The sequence below is a fragment of the Candidatus Thorarchaeota archaeon genome (assembly GCA_013388835.1).
Classification (GTDB): domain Archaea; phylum Asgardarchaeota; class Thorarchaeia; order Thorarchaeales; family Thorarchaeaceae; genus JACAEL01.
Window position 1 is genome coordinate 1 of sequence record JACAEL010000097.1, and the last position, 1,285, is coordinate 1,285.

General features: G+C 40.5%; 2 protein-coding genes. One reads left to right on the forward strand and one right to left on the reverse strand.

Annotation, left to right across the window (positions count from 1 at the left end; all coding sequences use genetic code 11):
• Positions 1-167: FAD-binding protein (locus tag HXY34_14015; GenBank protein ID NWF97249.1), on the reverse strand; the 167-nt coding region annotated here is incomplete at its 3' end.
• A 439-nt stretch (positions 168-606) separates the two neighbouring features.
• Between HXY34_14015 and HXY34_14020 the strand changes: the two genes are divergently transcribed.
• A partial coding sequence (locus HXY34_14020; GenBank protein ID NWF97250.1) for a right-handed parallel beta-helix repeat-containing protein occupies positions 607-1,285 on the forward strand: 679 nt, incomplete at its 3' end.

A 1,285-nucleotide genomic window follows, 5' to 3' on the forward strand; every position in this document is an offset into this window, starting at 1 on the left:
ATTTTTTGGAAGCCCAGATAATTCTCAACTAGCGTAGCGTCTGCTGTCGTGCCTCCAGCAATCTTGTCGTATAAAACCACGGTATTTAGCCCGCTTCTCGCTCCGTAGATTCCGGCTGATAAGCCAGCCGCGCCAGCGCCTATTATCACTAATTCGTAGCTCTCCATTTCAACTGAACCCCTTTAAGGTTGGCACTTCTATGTTTCGTAGTTTGCTTCTGGTATATGGTGCACTCAAACAGCATGACAGTTTCACCTGTTCTCGCTTAAACGTCACCAACCATTTAAGATTTATTCATTGAAGTTTAAGTATTGACATGGAGAAGGCAGACTTTAATCGTTGTTATAACAGCTAGAGTCTCTAAAGTAATGGATAATTCGAATTGTATGAAACATTTTTCCACAAAATTTAATTAGGTCCTAACCCCTTTTGCTTCTTTGGGAACAACTAGTTTCTAGGTTTCTTTACGAGACTTGTAGAGGAGAAAGGCTGAGAAAAATTCACCCAAATAGAGGTGTCTCTCTACGAGTGACGCTCTGCAGGAATCTGGAAACCGCTTTAAGCCTGCGTTAAGGCTGAAAAGAAAGAAAAAGGAGAAAGGAAGAAGTGAATAAGAAAAAGATTCTTGGGATAATGTTATCAGTGATAATCGCAAGCACGTTGAGTACGGTGGCTAATCTGCCACTGGTAAGTGCACAGGGACCACCGATTATAGTATCGTCAAACTTCACGTTGAATAGGAATATCACATTCAGTGGCGACGGCTTAATCGTTATGCAAAATAACATTGTGATAGATGGAGCGGGCTACTGGCTGGTGGGTTCAGGGGCTTCTGGTTTCATAGGAATAAACCTTACCAGTAGAAGTAACGTGACAATCAGGAACTTTGGAATCAGAGCATTCGGCTATGGGATTTTTCTAAATTACTCTTCATACAACAGCATTTCTGAAAACAACGTGAGAGAAAACGAGATTGGCATCGCAGCCATAGACTATTCAGACTATAACAGAATAAGCAAAAACAATGCGAGCAATAACACCATGTTTGGTATCTTGCTTCACTGGAATGAAAACAATGCCATCATTGAAAACAATGTGATAAAAAATGGCCGACATGGTATCCAATCTCTTTCATCTTCATACAACAACGTGATTGCCAACAACTTTGCAGAAAACGGCCGATATGGCATCTATCTGAATAATGCGTCTCGATCAAACACAATCTATCATAACAACTTCATAAACAACTATGTACAACAAGCGTTTTCTGACAACTCCATAAATG